We start from the raw sequence: 22,943 nt of genomic DNA, 5'->3' as shown, positions 1-22,943 counted from the left end.
CTTATTAACGCCTGTGGGCGCGGGCGGGAGTGGGCGGGAGGGCGGGCGGGAGTGGGCGGGCGGGCGGGAGTGGGGCTCAGGCGGGTAGGAGCGTCTTGGCGATCACCTTGGCCAGGGCGCGCAGCGCCTTGCCCCGGTGGCTGACCGCGTCCTTCTCGGCCGGGGTCAGTTCGGCGTTGGTCCGCTCCTGCCCGTCGCCGAGGAAGATCGGGTCGTAGCCGAAGCCGCCCTCGCCCCGGGGGGCGCGCAACAGCCGGCCGGTCTGCCTGCCGTCGACCAGGTGCTCCTTGCCACCGGGCAGGACCAGCGCGACCGCGCAGACAAAGGCGGCCCCCCGGTGCTCGTCCGGTACGTCGCCGACCTGGCCCAGCACCAGCTCCAGGTTGGCCCGGTCGTCGCCGTGCTTGCCCGACCACCGGGCGCTGAACACCCCGGGCATGCCGTTGAGCGCGTCCACGGCCAGGCCGGAGTCGTCGGCCACCGTGGGCAGTCCGGTCTGCCGAACCCCCTCGCGGGCCTTCAGCAGGGCGTTCTCGCCGAAGGTCAGGCCGGTCTCGGGCACCTCCGGGTACGCGGGCAGATCATCCAGTCCGACCAGTTCGATCCGCTGTGGACCGAGCGCGCCGTCCAGGATGCGCTGAAGCTCGACCAACTTCTTGGCGTTGCGGGTCGCCAGCAGCACCCGGGTCATCCGCTCTCCTCGCTCCACGGTTGTCGTCACCTACTCGGCCAGGGCCTTGCGTTGGGCGTCGGCGAGTTCGGCGCAGCCGAGCACCCCGAGGTCGAGCAGGGCGTCGAGCTGGTCCCGGCCGAAGACGTTCGCCTCACCGGTCCCCTGCACCTCGACGAAGTCACCCGTGCCGGTGCAGACGATGTTCATGTCCACCTCGGCCGCCACGTCCTCCAGGTAGTTCAGGTCGAGCCGGGGCTCGCCGTCGACGATGCCGACGCTCACCGCCGCGACCGACCTGTGCATCACCGACGCCGGCTTGCCGGCGAGCGCCTTGCGCGCGGCCAACCAACCGACCGCGTCGTGCAGGGCGACGTACGCCCCGGTGATCGAGGCGGTACGGGTACCGCCGTCGGCCTGGAGCACGTCACAGTCGAGCACGATCGAGTTCTCGCCGAGCGCCTTCAGGTCGATGCAGGCCCGCAGGCTGCGACCGATCAGCCGGGAGATCTCCTGGGTACGCCCACCGACCCGACCCTTGACACTCTCCCGGTCGGACCGGGTGGTGGTGGCCCGGGGCAGCATCGAGTACTCGGCGGTCACCCAGCCCAGCCCCGACCCCTTGCGCCAACGGGGCACGCCCTCGGTCACGCTCGCCGTGCAGAGCACCCGGGTCTGGCCGAACTCGACGAGCACGGACCCTTCCGGGTGCACGCTCCACTGCCGGGTCAGCGTCACCGGGCGGAGTTCGTCGGGCTGCCGCCCATCAGGTCGTGCCATGGTGGCAGCCTATGTGTTTGGCCACGGCCCGCCGTCCCGGGGTTCCGACTGCCGCCGTCCCGGAAGTCCCGACTACCACCGGCCCGGGGGTCCCGACTACCACCGGCCCGGGGGTCCCGACTGCCACCGGCCCGGCAGGAGGACCATCCGATCGACTGCGGGGCATGGCGCCCGTCGCAGCCGGTCGGGACCGCGGGTCTCCGCCGGGGGTGGCGTGGCGGTGGTGGTCGGCCCGGGACAGGGCGAGCGGCCGTCACGCCGTCGCGGGCACCCCCACCGGGGCGTCGTGCGCCTGGAGAAAGCCCTCGACCGAGGCCGCCCAGCCGAACCGCTCGGCCCGCGCCCGTGCCGTCGCCCGCCGCTCCGGCCGGGACAGCAGCGTCACGATCGCCTCGGCGAACGCGGCACCCGTCCCGTCGGCGCCCAGCCCCGCCTCCCCGACCACCTCCGGCAGCGCGCTCGCGGCGTTGACCACGACCGGCGTACCGCAGGCCAGGGCCTCCAGGCCGGCCAGCCCGAACGTTTCCACCGGCCCCGGCGCCACCACCACGTCCGCGCTGGCCAGCAGCGCCGCCACCCGGTCGCGGTCGGGCAGGAAGCCGGTGAAGTGCACCGGCAGGCCGGTCGCTCGGTACTCCAGCGCGGCCCGTCGCGGCCCGTCGCCCACCACGACCAGGGTCGCCGGTACGCCGGCCTCGCGGAGCGCCACCAGCGCGTCCACCGCCAGATCGGGCCGCTTCTCCGGGGACAGCCGACTGCAGTGCACCAGCAGCACCTCGTCGGCCGTGGCGTACTCGGCCCGTACCTCGGGATCGTGGCGCTCGGGGTGGAACGCCTCCAGGTCGACGCCGAGTGGCACCTGGGTCAGGTTCGGTGTGCCGATGCGGCGGAACTCGGCCGCGGCCCAGTCGGTGGTGCAGACGATCCGGTCGTACGTCGCCGCGCTGCGTCCGTTGAGTCGGTCGGCGATCCGTTCACCCACCGACGGCGGGGTGCCCCAGACACCGAGCAGTCCGCTCAGGCTCTCGTGCGACACCATCAGCGACGGCACGCCGTGTGCCCTGGCCCAGGAGCCGGTCCAGCGCAGGGTGGACCGGTCGGAGACCTCCAGCCGGTCCGGTGCGAGTTCGTCCAGGAGCCGGCGGAGCCGGCGGCGACCGGCCAGCACCCGGTAACCGCCCATACCCGGCACCGTCGGACCGGGGAGCGTGATCACCCGGTCGGCGCCGACGAGTTCGTCGCTCTCCCGCTCACCGGGGATCACCAGCACCGGCTCGTGCCCGGCCGCCCGGTAACCGGTGCCGAGGCAGCGCAGCGCGGTACGCAGCCCGCCGGAGCGTGGGGTGACGAAGTTCGCCAACCGGACGATGCGCAGCGCCGTCACGCGGCGATCCGCCGGGAGGTGGAGGCGGCGCCGGTCAGCACCGCCCGGTAGTGGCCGATCAACTCGTCGCCGACCGCGGCCCAGCTACGACCGGAGATGCCGACCCGGGCCGCGATCCCGTACGCCTGCCGACGCTCCGGGTCACCGGCCAGGTCGGCCACCGCCTCGGCCAGCGCCGCACCGTCCTCCGGCGGCACCAGGGTCCCGGTCACCCCTGGCTCGACCAGGTCGAGTGGACCACCGGCGGCCGGCGCGACCACCGGCAGACCGCTGGCGAGCGCCTCCTGCACCGTCTGGCCGAAGGTCTCGTACGGGCCGCTGTGCACGAAGATGTCCAGGCTGGCGTAGAGCCGGGCGAGGTCCGCCCCCTGCTGGGAGCCGAGGAAGACCGCTCCCGGCAGGGCCTTCTCCAGGTCCCGTCGGGCCGGACCGTCACCGATGATGACCAGCCGTACGCCGGGCAGCCGGGAGGTGGCCGCCAGCAGTTCCACCCGCTTCTCCACCGCGAGCCGGCCGACGTACCCGACCAGCAGTTCACCGTTCGGGGCGAGTTCCCGGCGGGTCGCCTCGTCGCGCAGCGCGGGGTCGAACCGGACGCTGTCCACTCCCCGGCGCCACAACCAGACCCGCTGTACGCCGTGCGCGACCAGATCCGCCGCGGACCGGGTGGACGGGGCGAGGGTACGGTCGGCGGCGTTGTGGATGTTGCGCAACCAGCGCCACGCGGCGGCCTCGCCCCAGCCGAGCCGGTAGTGGCGGGCGTACGCGGCCAGGTCCGTCTGGTACACCGCGAGGGTGGGCAGGTCGAGCTGACCGGCCACCGTCATGCCCCGGGCACCGAGAACAAACGGGCTGGCCAGGTGGACCACGTCGGGGGCGTGCTGGTTGAGCGCATCGGCCAGCCGCCCGGACGGCAGGCCGAGCCGGAAGCTGCGGTAGCGCGGTACCGCCACGCTCGGCACCCGGATCACCGGGTAGGGATGGTCGTCGGCGGCGCCACGGATGGTCGAGGACGGCGCCGGCGCGATCACGATCGGGGTGTGCCCCCGGCGGACGAGATGCTCGGCGGCGCGGACGACAGAGTGCGCCACACCGTTGACATCCGGCGGAAAGGACTCCGTGACGATCGCGATGCGCATGCGCTCACCGTGGAACCCGCGCTGGTGCGGCGGGCGACGGTTAGCTGACCGTCCGGCAAACAGTGCCGCACAAGATGTCGCCGTCGATGTCCGATCTGCGGCTAAATCTCGTACCTGGCGCCTGGGCGGGCGATTTCTACCGGGCCGGCGAACGCCGACGCTGCCGCCTCGTGGGTGAGCGCCTCGCTGCCCCAGGCACTGACCAGGTGGGTCAGCACCAACCGGCCGACCTCGGACTTGGTGGCTATCTCCCCCGCCTCGCGCCCGGTCAGGTGCAGGTCAGGCGGGTTGTCCACCCCGTCGAGATAACTCGCCTCGCAGAGGAAGAGGTCGGCGCCGTGGGCCAGTCGCAGCAGCGCCTCGCAGGGCGCGGTGTCCGAGGAATAGACCAGTGAACGACCGTTGTGCTCCAGCCGTACGCCGTAGGTTTCCACCGGGTGGTTGACCCGGTCGACGGTGACCGAGAAGGGCCCGATCGGGAAGGTCCCGGGTTGCAGGCCGTAGAAGGTGTAGACGTCGTCGACGCCCGCCTCCTCCTGGCTGTACGCGGCGGCGAGGCGATCGGGCGCACCGGCCGGTGCGTACACCGGCAACGGCGGGTACGGTCCGTCCGGGGCGTACCTGCGGACCACGACATAGGTGACCGCGTCGAGAATGTGGTCACAGTGCAGGTGGGTCAGGACGATCGCGTCGACCGCGTGCAGCCCGGCATAGCGCTGAAGCGCGGTGAGTGAGCCCGAGCCGAAGTCGACCAGCAGCCGGAACCCCTCAGCCTCGACAAGGTAGGCCGAACAGGCCGCCTCGGGGCCGGGAAAACTCCCGGCACAGCCCAGAACTGTCAGTCGCATCCGGTTGTCCTGAAGTTACCGATGGTCACGGACAGCCCGCCGACCAATGAGTAGACGATCTTCGCCGGCGCCTCTGTCACGGTGCGCAGCCTACGCTTCGACACGGGGAGCCAAGAAAAAACTCGTGCTTGTTGTCGCCAAGGTGACACCGGCCCAACCTCCGCCTTCCCCAAGGTCCGAACGACTTCGCCAACCGCGCCGTTACGCCCTGTCACACCTGAGCGTTGCATCAGGTGACAACGCCCGTCGGAAGCCACGGGCAATGACCTGGACCAGGACGGTGCATCGTGCCCTCCGAGGCTGATCACACGACTGCCGGCCCGCTCTGGGCGGCGGCCACGCCGACCATCGCCGTCGCCGCCGTACCGCTGGTGACGCCCGGTTCGATCCGGCCGCCCACACCGACCGCGGACCCGGGCGCCACCGACCAGGCGCTGGCCACGCTGCCACGGGTCGACACGATCGACACGGCCGCCTCCGCCCTGGCTGACCTGATCGGCGACGTCCCACCCGCCCTGTCGGCCACGGCCACGACCGGGACCGGGACCGGGACCGGGACCGGGATCACGACCGGGACCGCCCCACCCGAGGTGTCGACCATGACCGTCCCACCCGACCTGGCGACGGCGACCCACCCACCCGGCGTGCCGGCGGCGGCCGGGTACGTTCCGCCGGTGCGGCAGGCCACGCCCACCGCGCGGCCGCCTCTCGTGCCGTGGGCCGCGCCCACCGCCGACCACCCGATCTGTAGCCGGCGCGCCGGACCGAGGGGCACCAGCCGGCAGATCCTCGGCGTGTGCGGCTGGGCGACCGTTCTCGGCCTGGTCGGACTCGGGACCGGGCTGCGTGGACTGGTCGCGATCGTCGCCGGTGTGGCGCCGAACTGGTACGAGCCGACCATGGCCAGCATCGGCCTCGGCGGCATCGTGCTGACCATGGTCGCGTTCCTTTTCATCCGGCACCCTCGGCTGCCCTGGATCATGCTGGGCCTCGCCACCGTGCCGCTCGCGGTCAACCTGGCGCTGACCCTCGCCGCGTTGTAGCCGCCGACCGCCCGGAGCGGTCCGGGAGCCGGTCACCCGAGGGGAGCCGGCGGCCACTCGGCGATCAAGCCCAGAGCTGCCCCTCCAGTGCTTCCTCGGCATCGCCCAGGGTGCCGCCGTACGCGCCGGTCGACAGGTACTTCCAGCCCCCGTCGGCGACCACGAACGCGACATCGGCCCGCCGCCCGGCTCGTACCGCCTCGTGCGCCACCGCCAGCGCGGCGTGCAGGATCGCACCGGTGGAGAAGCCGGCGAAGATCCCCTCCACCTCGACCAGTTGCCGGGTACGCAGCACCGCGTCCCGGGTCCCGACGGAGAACCGGCGGCTCAGTACGGTTGCGTCGTACAACTCCGGCACGTAGCCCTCGTCGATGTTGCGCAACCCGTAGACCAGCTCACCGTAACGCGGCTCGGCGGCGACGATCTCGATCTCGTCCACCTTCTCCCGCAGGAACCGGCCGATCCCCATCAGGGTGCCGGTGGTGCCCAGCCCGGCCACAAAATGAGTGATGGTCGGCAGGTCCCGCAGCAGTTCCGGCCCGGTCGTCTCGTAGTGCGCCCGCGCGTTGGCCTCGTTGCCGTACTGGTAGAGCATCACCCAGTCCGGGTGCTCGGCGGCGATCTGCTTCGCCGTCGCCACCGCCTGGTTCGAACCGCCCGCGGCCGGCGAGAAAATGATCTCGGCGCCGTACATCCGGAGCAGTTGCACCCGTTCGGCCGAGACGTTCTCCGGCATCACGCAGACCAACCGGTAGCCGTGCAGCTTCGCCACCATGGCCAGGGAGATGCCGGTGTTGCCGCTGGTCGGTTCGAGGATCGTGTCGCCCGGCCGGAGCCGGCCGGCCGCCTCGGCGGCGCGGACCATGTGCAGTGCCGGCCGGTCCTTGATGCTGCCGGTCGGGTTACGGTCCTCGAGTTTGGCCCAGAGCCGCACCGGCGGTGCCCCTTCGGGCACCGTCGGCGAGAGGCGAGGCAGCCCCACCAGCGGTGTACCGCCGGTGGCGTCGAGCAGGCTGTCGTACCGCGCCACGGCAGCCGCCCTCAGCGGGTGGTGACCGGCGCGCGGCGACCGGCCGCGTCACCAACGGCCGAGGCACCGTGCGAGACGGTCTCGGCCGCCGCCGCACCGTGCGAGACGGACCCGGCTGCCGCCGCACCGTGCGAGACGGACCCGGCTGCCGCCGCACCGTGCGAGATGATCGCGGCTGCCGCCGCGAAGCCGAACGCGCCGCCGGCCACGGCCGGCAGGATGGTGACGGTGTCGCCGTCGGCGACCTTCGCGTCGAGCGCGCCCAGGAACCGTACGTCCTCGTCGTTGACGTAGACGTTGACGAACCGGTGCAGCGTGCCCTCGTCGGTCACCAGCCGGGCACGGAGCCCGTTGTGCGTGGTGTCCAGGTTGGACAACAGTTCGGCGATGGTGTCGCCGCTACCTTCGACGATCTTCGCGCCGCCGGTGTAGCTGCGCAGGATGGTGGGGATGCGAACCTCGATGGCCATGCTCTTACTCCTGGATGCGACGGTTTCGGGGAAGGGGACTACGGACAGGGCACTCTCCGCGCGAAGGCGGTCAGCGGCCGGAACACTCGTAGTCGACCGTCGTCGGGCTCTGCCCGAACATGTAGGACTGCACGGCGTCGGGATCCACCGCGGCCTCGACGATCCGGACCGGCTCCTCGGTCACCAACCCGTCCACGATCCGGAACGACCGGATCTCCTCGGTGTCCGGATCACGGGTGGAGACCAGCAGGTAGTGCGCGCCCGGCTCACCGGCGAAGGAGATGTCGGTACGCGACGGGTACGCCTCGGTCGCGGTGTGCGAGTGGTAGATCACCACCGGCTCCTCGTCCCGGTCGTCCATCTCCCGCCACACCCGCAACTGCTCCATCGAGTCGAACTCGTAGAAGGTCATGGACCGGGCGGCGTTGTCCATCGGGATGTGTCGGGTCGGCGTGTCACTGCCGGCCGGGCCGGCGACCACACCGCAGGCCTCGTCGGGATGATCCCGACGAGCGTGCGCGACGATCGCGTCGCGGATCGCCCGGTCGATGCTCAGCACGGCACCAGCCTACCGCCTGTGCCGCCACGCCGACTCCGCCCACTCACCCCCTCGCGGCCCCGAACGGGTTAACCCGCCCCCGGGGAGGGAAGCTGTCAATGAGATTTCATCCAAGGAGGGCTCTGTCATGAAGAACCGCCGCATCGGTGCGGTCGAGGTGAGCGCGATCGGGCTCGGTGGCATGCCGATGTCGGTCGAGGGCCGCCCGGACGACGACAACCGGTCCATCCGTACCATCCACGCCGCGCTCGACGCCGGTGTGACACTGATCGACACGGCCGACTCGTACCACGTGCACGCCGACGAGGTCGGGCACAACGAGTCCCTGATCGCACGGGCGCTGGCCGGCTACGGCGGCGACACCTCGGACGTACTGGTCGCCACGAAGGGCGGGATGTTCCGGCCGGGCGACGGGACATGGGGCGAGGACGGGCGGCCGGAGCAGATCCGGGCGGCCTGCGAGGCGTCACTCAAGCGGCTCGGGGTCGAGTCGATCGGCCTCTACCAGCACCACCGACCGGACCTCTCGGTGCCGTACGCGGACTCGATCGGCGCGGTCCGCGACCTGCTCGACGAGGGCAAGATCCAGATGGCCGGCATCTCGAACGCGAACCCGGAGCAGATCCGGCAGGCCCAGGAGATCCTCGGCGGCCGGTTGGTCTCGGTGCAGAACCAGTTCTCCCCCGCGTTCCGCAGCTCCGAGCCGGAGCTGATGCTCTGCGACGAGCTGGGCATCGCGTTCCTGCCCTGGGCCCCACTCGGTGGCAGCGCACAGGCCGCGCAACTGGGCAGCCGGTTCCAGCCGTTCGCCGACGTGGCCGCCTCGCGCGGGGTCAGCCCGCAGCAGATCTGCCTGGCCTGGCACCTGGCCCAGTCCCCGGTGGTGATCCCGATCCCCGGGGCGAGGCGCCCGGAGTCGATCCTCGACTCGGTGGCCGCCACGGCGCTGACCCTGGACGACGACGAACTGGCCGCCCTCACCTTCGGCTGAGCCGCCGAGTGTAAGGAAGGGCCCCTTATTAACGCTATGCGTTAATAAGGGGCCCTTCCTTACACCTCAGTCGACCAGGGCGTTGAGGAGTGATTCCTGGAGGTAGCCCAGGTAGGCGTAGACGGAGAGCTGGAACACCCGGCTGGAGGTGGGATCGGTCAGGATCGCCTCGTCGAGTTCGTCACCCAGGTCGGTGCCGTCCTTGATCTCCAGCCGTACGCCCATCGCCAGCCGGGCGTCGTTGAGCGCGCGGAGCCACGCCTCGGCCGCCTCGGCGTCGAGACGTACCTCACCCCCGCTCTCCGACGGCAGCGCGGCGAGGATCGCCCCGGCCTGGTCGATCTTGCCGGTCTTCAGGTCGCCCTCGGTGTAGCGGCGGAACTCGGCGGAGTTGCCCGGGTCGTCCGGGTAGATGTCCGGGAAGAGGCGGCCGACCACGGGGTCGTCGTGGTCGAAGCCGTCGGTGAGCAGGCCCACCACCTCGCCCGCGACCTTGCGCAGCACCCGTACGTCATCCGCGGTGAACGTGGCCACACAGTGTTCACCGTAGCGCCGGAACATGCCCACTCCGCTTCCCCGTCACCCTTGCCGTTCGACCGGTACGACCCGCCCGGTGCCCTCTGATCACGACCGGTCGACCGTCGCCCACAGCCCGTACGCGTGCAACTGGGACGCGTCGTGCTCCATCCGCTCCCGGGCACCGCTGGAGACCACCGCGCGCCCCTTGTGGTGCACGTCGAGCATGAGCTGCTCGGCCCTCTCGCGGCTGTAGCCGAAGAGTTTCTGGAACACCCATGTGACGTACGACATCAGGTTCACCGGGTCGTCCCACACGATGGTGACCCAGGCCCGGTCGGAGACCGGCACCTCCTCGGTGTCCGGCGTCTCGACTGGTGCGATCTGGGGAGCCGCCATGCCCTCCATCGTGCCACTGCCTCACGGGAACTGTTGAACCGGAACGCCGCCGATGTCCGGAACTTCGGCCGGACCCGCGAACCGGGTCGCTTCAGGCGAGCAGGATGCCGTGCTCGACGGCGTCGTCGAGCACCGCGCTCAGCGATGTCTGCACCGCCTCGAACCGCCGGGTCAGCTCGCGGGCCAGCTCCAGCTCGACCTCCCGCAGCGCCCGCTGGAGCCACGACCGGGCCTTGGCCACGTCCGCGTTCGACGGGTTGCGCCAGTGCTGGTAACAACCGCCGGAGAGGCCGGCGCCGATCGGCGGCAGCACCAGCCCGCCGAGTTCGCCGGGATACACCGCCAGCGCCGCGACGGCCGCCGGGCCGGTGACCGCCGCCACCCCGCCGGTGCTCGTCACGAGCAGCACCCGGTCCAGCTCCCGGCCGGGTCGGTCGTCGTGGAACCCCCACCGTACGGCGACCGCGACCCGCCGACGTACGGCCTCGTCGGGTGCCTCACCGAAGACCCGGGTGAGAGTCTCGGTCAGGATCCGTTCCACCCCCTGGTCGGATTCGGCGACCGCACGCAGGGAGAGGGCGTGCAGTTCCCGGTCCAACGCCCCGGGCAGGGCCCGGCAGCCGCCGCCGAAGACGAGCACCTGCACGCAGCGCAGGTGGATGTTGGCGAGTTCGAGTGCCAGGTGCTGCCGCAGCCGGTGCGCCCGGATGTGCACCTCACGATCGAGCCAGTCGGCCCAGTGCGAGTCCGGCGCGCCCGCCGCGACCGGAACGGTCCGGGTCGCCTCCGGCACGACCGGCGGGTGCGCGGCGACCCGGTGCAACGCCTCCCGCTCCGCCCAGTGGTCCAGGGCGTGCCGCAGGCGGATCGGGTCCTCGCGCCCGGGGTCCAGCGGCAGCCACTCGGCGGCGGCGAGCGACGGCACGGCGGCGAGCAGGGCGGCCCGGTGCGCGTCCAGGATCACCTCGACCGGGTCGGTGGCGGAGTCGAGCAACACGTACCCGATCGCGGGGTCGAGGTCCGGTTTCCGCTCCGGGTCCGTCGCCGGGTCGGCCTCGCCCGGCTCGGGCCAGCCGCCCGGCCCCGGGGTGACCACGAAGAAGACCCGCGCCCCGCTCCGCGCGGCCTGGGTCAGCAGGTCGAGGTCGGTCGCGGTCAGCGCCTGTTCCGCCGAGATCACGAACAGCAACCCACCGGCCCGGTCCACGACGTCGAGCAGGACCCGGATGCCGGCCGGCCCGAGGTCGCCGGTGTCCGGGGTGTCGACCACGTCGAACCGGCGCAGCAGCGGCTCGGTGAGGGTCAGTTCCACCCGACGTGGTGGCCGGGCGAGCGCGGGTCCGGCGCCGGTCGCCCCGGTGCCGTACGCGTGCGGCTCGCGGTAGCCCGGCACGTAGGCCGAACCGGTGACCGAGGTCCCGTGCCGGAGCACCAGGAAGGTCCCCTCCGGCACCCGTGGCACGGACTCGCCGATCCCGAGCAGGGCGGCGAGCACGGCGCCACGCCCGGCGCCGGCCGGACCGACCGCGACAACCGCGACCGGTTCGTCCGGTACGGCTTCCAACTCCGCCTCGTCGACCCGGATGGGTTCGGGCGGCGGCGGGACTACACCCGGCCGATCGGCTCGCACCGGACGCGGCTCGACCCCGTCCGGTCCCGCCTCGGTGTCGGCGAACGCGCGGGCCGGGCCGGAACCGGTATTGGTTTTACGCGGTCCGGACTCCATGCGGCGGCCTCCCTGACCTGCTGGAGCGTCCAGCGGATCACGCCGGACGGGTAGAAGTCCGGCATTGCGCCCCGGACATGGAGAACGCTACGTGTCGATGCCCGCACGCTGCGAGCACCACCGCTACTCATCGGTATCAACCGCGATACTCAACTCCGGCGCGCCGTAGAACACGCTCGGAACGAGTCAGATCGATATGCTGCGGAGATGGCTCTGTGGAACTTCGTCGGCCGCTCGGCTGAACTCGCCCGACTGACCGCCGCCGCAACCAGTTCGAGCGGTCGCGGCCTCATTTTCAGCGGTGACGCCGGGATCGGCAAGAGCAGAATACTCAGGGAGGTCGTGAAACGCCTGCCGTCGGACCAGTTCGCGGTCTGGCAGGCGTCGGGCAACATCGCCACCAGCGGGCTACCGTTCGGCGGGCTGGCCCAGGTCCTCCCGGCGGACCAGCCCGCCGGCCTCTCCGCCGCCGGGGTGCTGCGCTGGGCGCTCGACGCGCTGCAACAGCAGGCCGCAGGGCGCACGATGGTGCTCGCCATCGACGACGCCCACCTGCTCGACCCCTCCTCGGCCGCGCTGGTCTACCTGATCGCGCACGGTGAGAACGCCAAGGTGCTCTGCACGGTCCGCAGCGGCGAGGAGATCCCGCTGTCGATCCGGGCACTGTGGAGGGACGACCTGGTCGAGCACACCGCGCTGGGCCCGATGCCACTGGCCGAGGCGCACGAGATGGTGAACGGACTGCTCGAAGAGGGCACACTCGACAGCATCTCCGCCGACAAGCTGTACAAGTACACCCAGGGCAACGCGCTGATGCTGCGCGAGTTGGTCCTCGCCGGCATCACCACCAACGAACTGTCCAAGAACGAGTACGGCACCTGGTCCTGGGCCGGCACCGGTGAACTCGGGCTGGCCCCGAGTCTGGAGGAGCTGATCGACGACCGGATCGGGCAGCTCACCCCCGGCGTGCGGCGGGTGCTCGAACTGGTCGCCTTCGGCGAGCCGATCGGCATGCGACTGCTGCTCCAGATCGTCGAGCCGACGGATGTCGAGAACGCCCTCGAACGGGAACTGATCCGCGAGCTCCACGACGACCGGCGCCGGAACGTACGGCTGGGCCATCCGCTCTACGGCGACCTGGTGCGTAAGAGGTGCCCGGCGGTCCGGACCCGTCGGCTCAAGGCCACCCTCGCCGACCTGTTGGAGCAGGTTGGCAACAACCGCCGGGACGACCTGCTCCGGCTGGCCGTGTGGCGGCTCGACTCGGACACCGCGCAGGACCCGGAGCTGCTGTTGCGTGCGGCCGGGCAGGCGTTCGGGCGGTTCGACGTACCGCTCGCCGCCCGGCTGGCCCGGGCGGCGCTCGACAAGAACGGCAAATTCGAGGCGGCCGAACAGCTCGCCACCATCCTGATGTTCACCGACCAGCCCCGGGAGGCGATCACCGTCCTGGACAAGGTCGTCGACCAGGGCACCACGGACGAGCAGCGCGGCCGGTGGCTCACCGTACGCGGGATGGTGACCTACTGGGGACTCAGCCAGCAGTCGACGATCAAGGAGATCTCGGCCGAGGCGGATCGCCTCGACCACCCGCCGGCCCGGGCCCGGGTCCGCGCGTTCGAGGCGATCATGCGCCTGCACCAGCTCGACCTCGTCGAGGCGCTGCGGCTGAGCCGGGCGGTGCTGGACCGGCCGGCGGCGACGGTCGCCGCCCGGGGCCTGGCCCGGTGCACCATCGCGCACCTCCAGGCCGCCCGGGGCGAACTGCTGCACAGCGGACGGGCGATCGCCGGGGTGGCCGCCGACGAGGCCGCCTGGCGTGACGACATGCCGTACCTACAGCTCGCGTTGGAGTTGGCCCGGGGCACCCGGCTCGCCCTCGCCGGGGACCTGACCGGCATCGACGAGATCGTGGCGGCCGAGTTCGCCGACCTGGCGGTGGCCGGCGACTTCCGGCTCGGCTCCGGCTATCTGTCCATCCTGCGCGCCCAGGCCGCCAGGTTGCGTGGCCGGACCGGCGACGCGCTGACGACCAGCACGGACGCCTGCGCGATGCTCACCACCAGTCGGGTTTTCGCCGGCCTGGCCCACGCCGAGCGGGCGCACGCGGCGGCGCTGCGCGGCGAGACCGCCGAGGCGACCGAGGCGATGGCCGCCTCCGACCGGGCGCACTGGGACGGCATGATGATCCTCTACCCCTGGCGGGAGCAGGCCCGCGCCGCCGTGATCGCGGCGACCGGCAATCTCGAGGGAGCGGCCGGTCACCTGTCGAAGCTGGTGGACCGGCTGCGGACCGACGGGCTGAGCGCGCACGAGGTGCTGGCGCTGCACGACCTGGTCCGGCTGGACCGGGCCGATCTGGAGATCGGCCGGGAGACCCGGGACGGCCGCCGGCAGACGGTGGCACACCGGCTGACCGAGCTGACCGAGACCGTCGAGGGCGTGCTGCCCCCGCTGTTGGCCCGGCACGCCCGGGCCGTGGCCGCCCGCTCCGGTGAGGAACTGCTCGCCGTCGCGAACGACTTCGACGAGTTGGACCTCGGCCTCTTCGCCGCCGAGGCGACCGCGATGGCGGTGGCCCGGCTGCGCGAGAGAAAGTCGCCCCGGGCGCACGAGGCGAACGTACGGCTCGGCGCGCTGCTGGAGCGCTGTGACACCGTACGCAGCCCGGCGCTGATCGCCGAGCAGCCGGCCCTGACCGATCGGGAGCGGCAGATCGCCCGGCTGGCCGCCGGTGGGGTGCCGAGCCGCAATATCGCCGAGCAGCTCTACATCTCCACCCGGACCGTGGAAAATCACCTGCAACGGGTCTACGCCAAGCTCGGCGTGACCGGTCGCGGGGAGTTGTGGCCGGCGCTGCGCGCGTTGCCCGACCACGACGGCAAGCCCACCGCGTGAACACTCGGGTCATGCCGTCCCGGTCCGTCTGGGGCACGCTTACGCTAGGCGGGTGAGCAATCCTCATTCCTCGTTGCTGACCGACCACTACGAGCTGACCATGGTGAGTGCCGCGCTCCGCGACGGCACCGCCGACCGCCAGTGCGTCTTCGAGGTGTTCACCCGTCGGCTCCCCACCGGCCGACGTTACGGCGTGGTCGCCGGCACGGCCCGCCTGGTCGAGCTGATCCGCGACTTCCGTTTCGACCCCGCCGAGGTGGACTGGCTGCGGACGACGGGCGTGGTCGACGAACAGACCGCCGCCTGGCTGTCCCGGTTCCGCTTCAGCGGGGACGTCGAGGGGTACGCCGAGGGCGAGCTGTTCTTCCCCGGCTCGCCGATCCTGACCGTCTCCGGCACCTTCGCCGAGTGTGTGGTGCTGGAGACGCTGGCCCTCTCGGTGCTCAACCACGACTGCGCGATCGCCGCCGCGGCGGCCCGGATGGTGACGGCCGCCCGGGGCCGTACGGTGATCGAGATGGGTTCCCGGCGGGCCCACGAGGAGGCCGCGGTCGCCGCCGCGCGGGCGGCGTACCTGGCCGGGTTCGGTTTCACCTCCAATCTGGCGGCCGGACAGCGCTACGGCATCCCGACCGCCGGCACCGCCGCACACGCGTTCACCCTGCTGCACGACGACGAGTCGGCCGCGTTCGCCTCGCAGGTCGCGGCGCAGGGCAAGAACACGACACTGCTGGTGGACACGTACGACATCGCGCAGGGCATCCGGAACGCGATCGCGGTCGCCGGCCCGGACCTGCGGGCGATCCGGATCGACTCGGGTGACCTGTCGGTGCTCGCCCAACACTCGCGCGAACTGCTCGACTCGCTCGGTGCCACCGAAACGAAGATCATCGTCTCCGGCGACCTGGACGAGTACGCCATCGCCGCGCTCGCCGCCGAGCCGGTCGACATGTACGGCGCCGGCACCGCCGTGGTCACCGGCTCGGGCGCGCCCACCGCCGGGCTGGTCTACAAGCTGGTCGAGGTGGATGGCCGCCCGGTGGTCAAGCGTTCGGAGAACAAGGCCACCGTGGGCGGGCGCAAGGTGGCGATCCGCCGGCACAAGCCGACCGGTACGGCGACCGAGGAGATCGTGGTCTCCCAGGGGGTGCCCGACCACCGGCCGAACGACCGCCTGCTCCAGCGCAGCTTCCTGGTCGCCGGTGAGCCGGTGGACCTGCCCACCCTGGCCGAGTCCCGGGAACAGTTGCGCCAGTGCCTGATCTCGATCCCCTGGGAGGGGCTCAAACTCTCCGCCGGAGACCCGACGATCCCGGTCACCGTGGTTCCCACGAGCTGACCTTTCCCAGACACGAGCTGACCCTTGCCGAAGGAGGCGACCCAGATGAGTCGAGCACTGATCATCGTCGACGTGCAGAACGACTTCTGTGAGGGCGGGACCCTCCCCGTCGGCGGCGGAGCCCAGGTCGCGTCCGCGATCTCCGACCTGATCACCGCCGAGCCGCAGCGCTGGGGGCACGTGGTGGCGACCAAGGACTACCACGTCGACCCGGGTGCGCACTTCGACGAGGCACCGGACTTCGTCGACTCGTGGCCGAGCCACTGTGTCGCCGGTACGCCGGGTGCGGACTTCCACCCGAACCTGCGTACCGACCGGATCGAGGCGGTCTTCCGTAAGGGGGAACGGTCGGCGGCGTACTCCGGCTTCGAGGGGCTGGCCGACGACGGCGAGGGTCTGGCCGACTGGTTGCGCCGGCACGACGTGGACACCGTCGAGGTGGTCGGCATCGCCACCGACCACTGCGTACGGGCCACCGCGTTGGACGCGCTCCGGGAGGGCTTCGAGACCACCGTGCTGCTCGACCTGACCGCCGGCGTCTCCGGGCACACCACCGCGCAGACGTTGGACGAGTTGGACGGGGCGGGCGTCGAGCTGCTCGGCCAGCCGGTGATCAAGGAGCGCTGACCGACCGGAACCGCCGGTCAGCGGGGAAAACCCGGTAGCGCGCAGCCGTCGCCCCTGGGCCAAGATGGTCCGGGAGGTACGGACCTTGTTGAATCTCAAGCCTTACCGGGGAGTGCTCGCGCTACCGGGGCTCCGACCGTTGCTGCTGGTGTCGATCCTGGCCCGGGTGCCGATGGCGGCCAGCGCCGTGGTGATGACCCTGCACGTGGTCGATCTCGGTTACGGCTACGGCCCGGCGGGACTCGTCGGCGCGTTCATGACCGTCGGCTCGGCGCTCGGCGCGCCCCTGCTCGGCCGGCTGGTCGACCGGCGCGGCCTGCGGCCGATGCTGACGGTCACCACGATCGCGTCGGCGGTCTTCTGGATCTCCGCGCCGAGCCTGTCCTACCCGTTCCTGCTCGGTACGGTACTGCTCGGCGGCCTGCTCACGCTGCCGGTCTTCTCCGTGGTCCGGCAGTCCATCGCCGCGCTCGTGCCGCCCGCGCAACGGCGGCAGGCGTACGCGTTGGACTCGATGTCGGTCGAGATCTCCTTCATGACCGGGCCGGCGCTCGCCGTACTCCTGGCCACCGCCGGGTCGCCCGAGATCACCATGTACGCCATCGGCGCCGGCATGGTCCTCTCCGGCATCCTGCTCTACCTGCTCGACCCGCCGACCCGTACGGCCGACGAGGCGACCACCCCGGCCGTACCACTGGCCCGCCGGGACTGGCTCACCCCGCGTCTGGTCGGGTTGCTGGCGCTCGCCACGGCGAGCACGCTGGTGCTCGGCGGCACCGACGTGGCGGTGGTGGCGGTGCTGCGCGAATCCGGCCAGATCGGCTGGACCGGGCTGGTGCTGACGATGTGGGCCGCGTACTCGCTGGTCGGTGGATTCGCGTACGGCGCCCTCTCCCGCCCGGTCTCGCCGCTGCTGCTGACCGTGCTGCTCGGTGTGGCGACGATCCCGGTCGGGCTCGGTGGTGGTCAGTGGTGGCTGCTCTGCCTCGCCCTGCTCCCGGCCGGCGCGCTCTGCGCCCCGACCCTGGCGGCGAGCGCGGACGCGGTGAGCCGGCTGGCGCCGGCGAGCGTACGCGGGGAGGCGATGGGGCTGCACGGCTCCGCGATCACCGTCGGCATCGCGGTCGGGGCACCGCTGGCCGGCGCGGTGATCGACTCCTCGGCCCCGGTCTGGGGCTTCGCCGCGACCGGGCTGCTCGGCACGCTGATCGCCCTGGTCGTGCTCCCGATCGAGCTGCGCCGCCGGCAGCGGGACGTCCACCCCACCGACGGCCCCGAGCGGACCGGAACCGACGCGCTCGCCACCAGCGGCACGGGTGCCCCCACCGCACACTGAACGGGCCCCGCGACGGTCGTACGAAGTCCCGGCCCTACAGCTCGTCCTGCGACGCCCGGTACGACAGTGCGAAGGCGCCGATCCCCGGACGGGGATCGGCGCCTTCGCACCGCTTCAGGTGACCGGCGGCTGGCTCAGTGCCGGTCGATGTCGGAGGCGACGTCCTCCTGGTAGCTGGCGCCACCGTCGGACTCGCTGGTCAGCGGCTTGGCGCCGCCCTCGGGCGGGCCGACCAGGGAGTGACCGGCGGCCAGCTCCGGGAACTTCAGGTCGAACGCCGGCCGCTCGGAGCGGATCCGGGGCATCCGGTCGAAGTTACGCAGCGGCGGCGGCGAGCTGGTGGCCCATTCGAGCGAGTTGCCGTGACCCCACGGGTCGTCGACCTCCACCACCGGGCCGGTCTTGTACGACTTCCACACGTTGTAGATGAACGGCAGCGTCGAGATACCGGTGATGAACGCGCCGATCGTCGAGATCGTGTTGAGCGTGGTGAAACCGTCGTCGGGCAGGTAGTCGGCGTACCGCCGGGGCATGCCCTCGGCGCCGAGCCAGTGCTGCACCAGGAAGGTGGTGTGGAAGCCGACCATGGTGAGCCAGAAGTGCACCTTGGCCAGGCGCTCGTCCAGCATCCGGCCGAACATCTTCGGGAACCAGAAGTAGATGCCGGCGAAGACGGCGAACACGATGGTGCCGAAGAGCACGTAGTGGAAGTGCGCCACCACGAAGTACGTGTCCGAGACGTGGAAGTCGACCGGCGGGCTGGCCAGCAGTACGCCGGAGAGACCGCCGAAGAGGAACGTCACCAGGAAGCCGACCGCCCAGAGCATCGGCGCCTCGAAACTGATCTGGCCGCGCCACATGGTGCCGATCCAGTTGAAGAACTTCATACCGGTCGGTACGGCGATCAGGAAGCTGAGGAACGAGAAGAACGGCAGCAGCACCTGGCCGGTGGCGAACATGTGGTGCGCCCAGACGCTCATCGACAGCGCGGCGATACCGATCATCGCGCCGACCATGCCCTTGTAGCCGAACATCGGCTTGCGGGAGAAGACCGGGATGACCTCGCTGATGATGCCGAAGAACGGCAGCGCGACGATGTAGACCTCGGGGTGCCCGAAGAACCAGAAGAGGTGCTGCCAGAGCATCGGCCCGCCGGTGGCGGCGTCGAAGACGTGCGCACCCAGGATCCGGTCGGCGGCGAGCGCGAAGAGGGCAGCCGCGAGCAGCGGGAAGACCATGATCACCAGGAGGCTGGTGACCAGGATGGACCAGCTGAAGATCGACATCCGGAACATCGTCATGCCCGGGGCACGCAGCGTCAGGATCGTGGTGATCATGTTCACGCCACCGAGGATCGTGCCCAGACCCGACACGGCCAGGCCGACGATCCAGAGGTTGGCGCCGACCCCCGGGGAGTTCTCGACGCTGCTCAGCGGCGCGTACGCGAACCAGCCGAAGTCGGCGGCGCCGCCGGGGCTGACGAAGCCACCGAGCGCCATCGTGCCGCCGAACAGGTAGAGCCAGTAGGCGAAGCTGTTCAACCGGGGAAAGGACACGTCCGGCGCGCCGATCTGCAGCGGCACCACGTAGTTCGCGAAGGCGAACACGATCGGCGTCGCGAAGAAGAGCAGCATGATCGTGCCGTGCATGGTGAACAGCTGGTTGTACTGCTCCGGCGACAGGAACTGCAGCCCCGGTCGGGCCAGCTCGGCGCGCATGAGCAGGGCCATCAGGCCGCCGATCATGAAGAACGCGAACGCGGTGATCATGTACATGATCCCGATCTGCTTCGCGTCCGTCGTACGCAGCAGCCGCGCGATGGCCGAACCCCTGACCGGCTGGCGGACCGGCCACGGCCGGGTCACGATCGGCTTCGGTGCGACGGTGGTCACGAGTGGCCTCCGGTTCTCGTTAGTCCCACTGCGCCCACAGATTCGATCCGCACGCGCTGTTGATTCTCTATTGGCCGCATCTCGCAGGCGAGAATAGTCCCCAGCAGCGGCGGCTCCGGCGCCGGGTGGGCGGACGCGCCGCCGGAGGCGCTTGCCCGGCTGCAACAGAGCGGGGCCAGCCGGATGACCGGCGGTTGCTTCGGTTCGGGCGGTAACCGCCTGATTACGCCGGATCGAGCAGCAGGCGATAGTGCTCGGCAAAAATGCGCGCGCCGCGTCCGCGCAACAACGGGTCGCGCAGCGGCGGCGGCACGTCGCGGGTCCGGTCCCGGTCCCGGGTCCGGTCCAACACCCATTTCGTACGCGGCCGGCGGCGGCTCTCGTACCGGAGCAGCGCCTCCGGCACACTCTCCGCCTTGCTCAGCGCGCCGGCCAGCACCAGCGCGTCCTCGAACGCCATCGCGGCACCCTGGGCCAGGGTCGGCGCGGTGGCGTGCGCCGCGTCGCCGACCAGCACCACCCGTCCCCGGGACCAGCGTCCCAACTCGACCTCGTCACTCGTCGCCACCCGTACCGAGCGGATCGCGTCGAGCACACCCGGGACCGGGCCGCCGTACTCGGCGAACCGCTCCCGGAGCCGGGCCACCGGGTCCTCCGGCACCTCGTTGCAGGTCTCGTCGGCGTAGCAGTGCAGCCGACCGGCGCCCATCGGCACCACGACAAACGCGGAGTGCTGCCCGAGCAGCGCGGTCCACTCGGTGACCCGGGGTCCACCGGTGACCACGCTGCGGTACGTCACCTGCCCCACCGCCCGTGCCGGTCCACCCAGCGCGGCCAGTGCGCGCACCGTCGAGTGCCGCCCGTCGGCCCCGATCACCAGGTCGTACTCGGCCCGCCGGCCGTCGTCGAAGGTGACCTCCACCGTCTCCGGCCCGAGCGTGAGAGCGCTGATCCCGGTGGCATAGCGGACCTCGCCGCCGGCCGCGGTGAGCAGCACCTGGTGCAGTTCGGCGCGGGGCAGCGCCCGACACTCCCCCACCCCGGCCCAGAGCAGACCGAGATCCACCTCACAGAGCCGGCGGCCACGCAGGTCGAGCCAGCGCTGCCGACCGATCACCTGGCCGAGCGGGCGGACCGGACCGTCCAACCCCAGTTCGCGCAGCGAGCGGGCGGCATTACCCAGCAGGTAGATGCCGCCCGCGACCGCCATGGGAGCCGACTGCCACTCGGTGACCTCCGGCCGGAAGCCGGCGAGCCGGAGCGCCCGGGCGGTGGCCAGGCCGGCGATGCCACCGCCGACGACGAGGATGCGCTGGGTGGTGGAACCGAGCATGTTGGTGACGCCTCCGGGAGGGGACTCGGCACGCGTTGAAGCCAAGACGCTACTCCGTGCGACCGCTGACCGATAGCACCACCACCGGTGGTGCCGGAGTCTCCCCGGGAGATTGTCAACGCTGGACGCGTGCCCCGCTGCCCCCCATCAGGGCCTCTACCTCCCACCGACTGGCCATCGAGGTGTCGCCGGGCGTGGTCATGGCGAGCGCGCCGTGGGCCGCGCCGTACTCCACCGCGAGGGCGAGGTCGCCGTGGGCCATCAGCCCGTACACCAGACCGGAGGCGAAGCTGTCGCCGCCGCCCACCCGGTCCAGGATTTCCAGGTTCGGCCGGTGGGTCGCCTCGACAAAACCCGAGGCGGCGGACCAGGCCACCGCGCCCCAGTCGTTGACCGTGGCGCTACGCACCGTACGCAGCGTGGTGGCGACCACCCGGAAGTTGTCGTACTCCTTGGTCACCGCCTCGATCATCCGGCGGAAGTTCGCCGCGTCCAGCTCGGTCAGGGACTCGTCCGTGTCGGGCACCTCGAAGCCGAGCGACGCGGTGAAGTCCTCCTCGTTGCCGATCATCACGTCGACGTACCGGGCCAGCCGCTGGTTGACCTCCTGGGCACGGGCCTGTCCACCGACCGCCTTCCAGAGGCTGGGCCGGTAGTTGAGGTCGTACGAGACAACGGTGCCGTGGCGCCGGGCCGACGCCATCGCCGCCTCGATCGTCTCCGGGGTGGTCTCGGAGAGCGCGGCGTAGATCCCGCCGGTGTGCAGCCAGCGCACGCCGAGCGTGCCGAAGAGGTGGTCCCAGTCCACGTCGTCGGCGCGGAGCTGACTGGCGGCGGTGTGCCCCCGGTCCGAGGTGCCCACCGCACCCCGTACGCCGAAGCCCCGCTCGGTGAAGTTGAGCCCGTTGCGGACCGTGCGCCCGATCCCGTCGTACGGGAACCACTTGATCAGGGAGGTGTCCACCCCTCCGGTCAGCACCAGGTCCTCCAACAGCCGGCCGACCTCGTTCTCGGCGAACGCGGTGACCACCGCCGTACGCATCCCGAAGCACCGCCGCAGCCCCCGGGCCACGTTGTACTCGCCGCCCCCCTCCCAGGCGCGGAACCCCCGGGCGGTACGCACCCGCCCCTCACCCGGGTCGAGCCGCAGCATGATCTCGCCGAGCGAGACCAGGTCGTACCGGCACTTGTCGGCCGGGCGGAGCGGGAACGCGGTCACTGCTGACCTCCGGTGGCGGTGTGGGCGGCGGCGACCGCGGCGGCGGTGAGTCGGGTGACCTCGTCGAAGCGTCCGGCGGCGAGCAGCGCCGGTGCCACCATCCAGGTGCCGCCGACGGCGAGCACCGAGGGGTGGGCGAGATAGTCGGTCAGGTTGGCGGTGTTGACGCCGCCGGTCGGGATGAACCGCACCGAGCGGAACGGCGCGGACAGCGCCTTGATCATGTTGAGTCCGCCGAGCTGCTCGGCCGGGAAGAACTTCACCGTGTCCAGCCCGGCGTCGAGGGCCATCTGGATCTCGGTGGCGGTCGCCGCACCGGGGAAGACCGGCACGCCCAACTCCTGACAGTGCCGTACGACGGCGGGTCCGAAGCCGGGGCTGACGACGAACCGGGCGCCCGCCTCGACCGCCCGGTCGACCTGCGCCGGGGTGAGTACGGTCCCGGCGCCGACCAGCAGGTCCGGCCGCTGCGCCATCACCTTGATGGCTTCGGCCGCGGCGTCGGTCCGGAAGGTGACCTCGACGCTGTGCAGCCCGCCGGCGGTCAGGGCGGCGGCGAGCGGCTCGGCCGACGCCGCGTCCTCCAGCACCACCACCGGCAGGATCCGCCCCGCCGCGATGGCCGACGGCACCGAGTGCCGGCCCGCTCCGTCGAGCGCCGCCGACCCGGGTCCCGACGCGCCCTCCGGCGCGCTCGACGAACCCGATGATTGTTCAGAATGATGAACGCTAGTCACATACGTG

The 22,943-nt window shown here is 71.5% G+C and carries 20 protein-coding genes and 1 pseudogene; 6 read left to right on the top strand and 15 right to left on the bottom strand.

Features of this window, described 5'->3' with window-relative positions; translation table 11 throughout:
* Positions 1 to 76 precede the first annotated feature (76 nt).
* From rdgB to ACI2K4_RS06415, 5 genes are all read right to left on the bottom strand, one after another.
* Positions 77 to 691 (bottom strand): RdgB/HAM1 family non-canonical purine NTP pyrophosphatase, encoded by a 615-nt coding sequence (gene rdgB / locus ACI2K4_RS06435; RefSeq protein ID WP_404509293.1) that lies wholly within the window; start codon positions 689 to 691, stop codon positions 77 to 79.
* A 30-nt stretch (positions 692 to 721) separates the two neighbouring features.
* Positions 722 to 1,450 carry a ribonuclease PH gene (rph, locus tag ACI2K4_RS06430; protein ID WP_404509292.1) on the bottom strand — a complete coding sequence of 243 codons (729 nt, stop codon included), beginning with the start codon at positions 1,448 to 1,450 and terminating at the stop codon, positions 722 to 724.
* 253 nt (positions 1,451 to 1,703) lie between these two features.
* Complete coding sequence (locus tag ACI2K4_RS06425) at positions 1,704 to 2,825, bottom strand: glycosyltransferase (protein ID WP_404510278.1); 1,122 nt, start codon at positions 2,823 to 2,825, stop codon at positions 1,704 to 1,706.
* Between the two features lie 5 nt (positions 2,826 to 2,830).
* On the bottom strand, positions 2,831 to 3,973 hold the full coding sequence (locus tag ACI2K4_RS06420; RefSeq protein WP_404509290.1) for a glycosyltransferase family 4 protein: 1,143 nt from the start codon (positions 3,971 to 3,973) through the stop codon (positions 2,831 to 2,833).
* A 101-nt stretch (positions 3,974 to 4,074) separates the two neighbouring features.
* Positions 4,075 to 4,821: an MBL fold metallo-hydrolase gene (locus ACI2K4_RS06415; protein WP_404509289.1), complete on the bottom strand. Its 747-nt coding sequence runs from the start codon at positions 4,819 to 4,821 to the stop codon at positions 4,075 to 4,077.
* Between the two features lie 287 nt (positions 4,822 to 5,108).
* On the opposite strand from ACI2K4_RS06415, the gene ACI2K4_RS06410 reads away from it, so the two are divergent.
* Positions 5,109 to 5,864 (top strand): hypothetical protein, encoded by a 756-nt coding sequence (locus tag ACI2K4_RS06410; RefSeq protein WP_404509288.1) that lies wholly within the window; start codon positions 5,109 to 5,111, stop codon positions 5,862 to 5,864.
* A 64-nt stretch (positions 5,865 to 5,928) separates the two neighbouring features.
* On the opposite strand, the gene ACI2K4_RS06405 is transcribed toward ACI2K4_RS06410, so the two are convergent.
* The 3 genes and pseudogenes from ACI2K4_RS06405 to ACI2K4_RS06395 all read right to left on the bottom strand — a co-directional run bounded on the left by ACI2K4_RS06405 (position 5,929) and on the right by ACI2K4_RS06395 (position 7,923).
* Complete coding sequence (locus ACI2K4_RS06405) at positions 5,929 to 6,894, bottom strand: PLP-dependent cysteine synthase family protein (protein WP_404509287.1); 966 nt, start codon at positions 6,892 to 6,894, stop codon at positions 5,929 to 5,931.
* A 170-nt stretch (positions 6,895 to 7,064) separates the two neighbouring features.
* A pseudogene (locus ACI2K4_RS06400) lies at positions 7,065 to 7,364 on the bottom strand (MoaD/ThiS family protein); the annotation flags it as partial.
* Positions 7,365 to 7,434: 70 nt separating this feature from the next.
* On the bottom strand, positions 7,435 to 7,923 hold the full coding sequence (locus tag ACI2K4_RS06395) for a Mov34/MPN/PAD-1 family protein (protein ID WP_404509286.1): 489 nt from the start codon (positions 7,921 to 7,923) through the stop codon (positions 7,435 to 7,437).
* Positions 7,924 to 8,050: 127 nt separating this feature from the next.
* Here ACI2K4_RS06395 and ACI2K4_RS06390 point away from each other — a divergent pair, with 127 nt between their 5' ends.
* The gene (locus tag ACI2K4_RS06390; RefSeq protein ID WP_404509284.1) at positions 8,051 to 8,914 is read left to right on the top strand and encodes an aldo/keto reductase; all 864 of its coding nucleotides are present in this window, start codon (positions 8,051 to 8,053) and stop codon (positions 8,912 to 8,914) included.
* A 66-nt stretch (positions 8,915 to 8,980) separates the two neighbouring features.
* On the opposite strand, the gene ACI2K4_RS06385 is transcribed toward ACI2K4_RS06390, so the two are convergent.
* From ACI2K4_RS06385 to ACI2K4_RS06375, 3 genes are all read right to left on the bottom strand, one after another.
* Entirely contained in the window at positions 8,981 to 9,475 is a 495-nt protein-coding gene (locus ACI2K4_RS06385) for a DUF2017 domain-containing protein (RefSeq protein ID WP_404509283.1), read from the bottom strand.
* A 63-nt stretch (positions 9,476 to 9,538) separates the two neighbouring features.
* Positions 9,539 to 9,829, bottom strand: a complete 291-nt coding sequence (gene clpS / locus ACI2K4_RS06380; protein WP_404509282.1) for an ATP-dependent Clp protease adapter ClpS — start codon at positions 9,827 to 9,829, stop codon at positions 9,539 to 9,541.
* Between the two features lie 91 nt (positions 9,830 to 9,920).
* The gene (locus ACI2K4_RS06375; protein WP_404509281.1) at positions 9,921 to 11,555 is read right to left on the bottom strand and encodes a hypothetical protein; all 1,635 of its coding nucleotides are present in this window, start codon (positions 11,553 to 11,555) and stop codon (positions 9,921 to 9,923) included.
* Between the two features lie 207 nt (positions 11,556 to 11,762).
* On the opposite strand from ACI2K4_RS06375, the gene ACI2K4_RS06370 reads away from it, so the two are divergent.
* The 4 genes from ACI2K4_RS06370 (at position 11,763) to ACI2K4_RS06355 (ending at position 17,755) form a co-directional block, all read left to right on the top strand.
* Positions 11,763 to 14,453 (top strand): LuxR C-terminal-related transcriptional regulator, encoded by a 2,691-nt coding sequence (locus ACI2K4_RS06370; RefSeq protein WP_404509280.1) that lies wholly within the window; start codon positions 11,763 to 11,765, stop codon positions 14,451 to 14,453.
* 52 nt (positions 14,454 to 14,505) lie between these two features.
* Complete coding sequence (locus ACI2K4_RS06365; RefSeq protein WP_404509279.1) at positions 14,506 to 15,792, top strand: nicotinate phosphoribosyltransferase; 1,287 nt, start codon at positions 14,506 to 14,508, stop codon at positions 15,790 to 15,792.
* 45 nt (positions 15,793 to 15,837) lie between these two features.
* Positions 15,838 to 16,419: a nicotinamidase gene (locus ACI2K4_RS06360; RefSeq protein ID WP_404509278.1), complete on the top strand. Its 582-nt coding sequence runs from the start codon at positions 15,838 to 15,840 to the stop codon at positions 16,417 to 16,419.
* Positions 16,420 to 16,483: 64 nt separating this feature from the next.
* Complete coding sequence (locus ACI2K4_RS06355) at positions 16,484 to 17,755, top strand: MFS transporter (protein ID WP_404509277.1); 1,272 nt, start codon at positions 16,484 to 16,486, stop codon at positions 17,753 to 17,755.
* 134 nt (positions 17,756 to 17,889) lie between these two features.
* Here ACI2K4_RS06355 and ctaD read toward each other — a convergent pair whose 3' ends face one another.
* From ctaD to eda, 4 genes are all read right to left on the bottom strand, one after another.
* Positions 17,890 to 19,647 carry a cytochrome c oxidase subunit I gene (ctaD, locus tag ACI2K4_RS06350; protein WP_404509276.1) on the bottom strand — a complete coding sequence of 586 codons (1,758 nt, stop codon included), beginning with the start codon at positions 19,645 to 19,647 and terminating at the stop codon, positions 17,890 to 17,892.
* Positions 19,648 to 19,870: 223 nt separating this feature from the next.
* Positions 19,871 to 20,980 (bottom strand): FAD-dependent monooxygenase, encoded by a 1,110-nt coding sequence (locus ACI2K4_RS06345; protein ID WP_404510277.1) that lies wholly within the window; start codon positions 20,978 to 20,980, stop codon positions 19,871 to 19,873.
* A gap of 115 nt (positions 20,981 to 21,095) precedes the next feature.
* On the bottom strand, positions 21,096 to 22,199 hold the full coding sequence (locus tag ACI2K4_RS06340) for a sugar kinase (protein WP_404509275.1): 1,104 nt from the start codon (positions 22,197 to 22,199) through the stop codon (positions 21,096 to 21,098).
* Positions 22,196 to 22,936, bottom strand: coding sequence for a bifunctional 4-hydroxy-2-oxoglutarate aldolase/2-dehydro-3-deoxy-phosphogluconate aldolase (gene eda / locus ACI2K4_RS06335; RefSeq protein WP_404509274.1), 741 nt, complete (start codon positions 22,934 to 22,936; stop codon positions 22,196 to 22,198). The genes ACI2K4_RS06340 and eda overlap by 4 nt, the downstream gene beginning before the upstream one ends.
* Positions 22,937 to 22,943 lie beyond the last annotated feature (7 nt).

The sequence above is a fragment of the Micromonospora sp. NPDC050397 genome, from assembly GCF_044901685.1.
In the GTDB taxonomy this organism is placed as follows: Bacteria; Actinomycetota; Actinomycetes; order Mycobacteriales; family Micromonosporaceae; genus Micromonospora_G.
The sequence above is the reverse complement of the archived record's forward strand: the minus strand, read 5'-3'. Positions and strand labels throughout refer to the sequence as shown.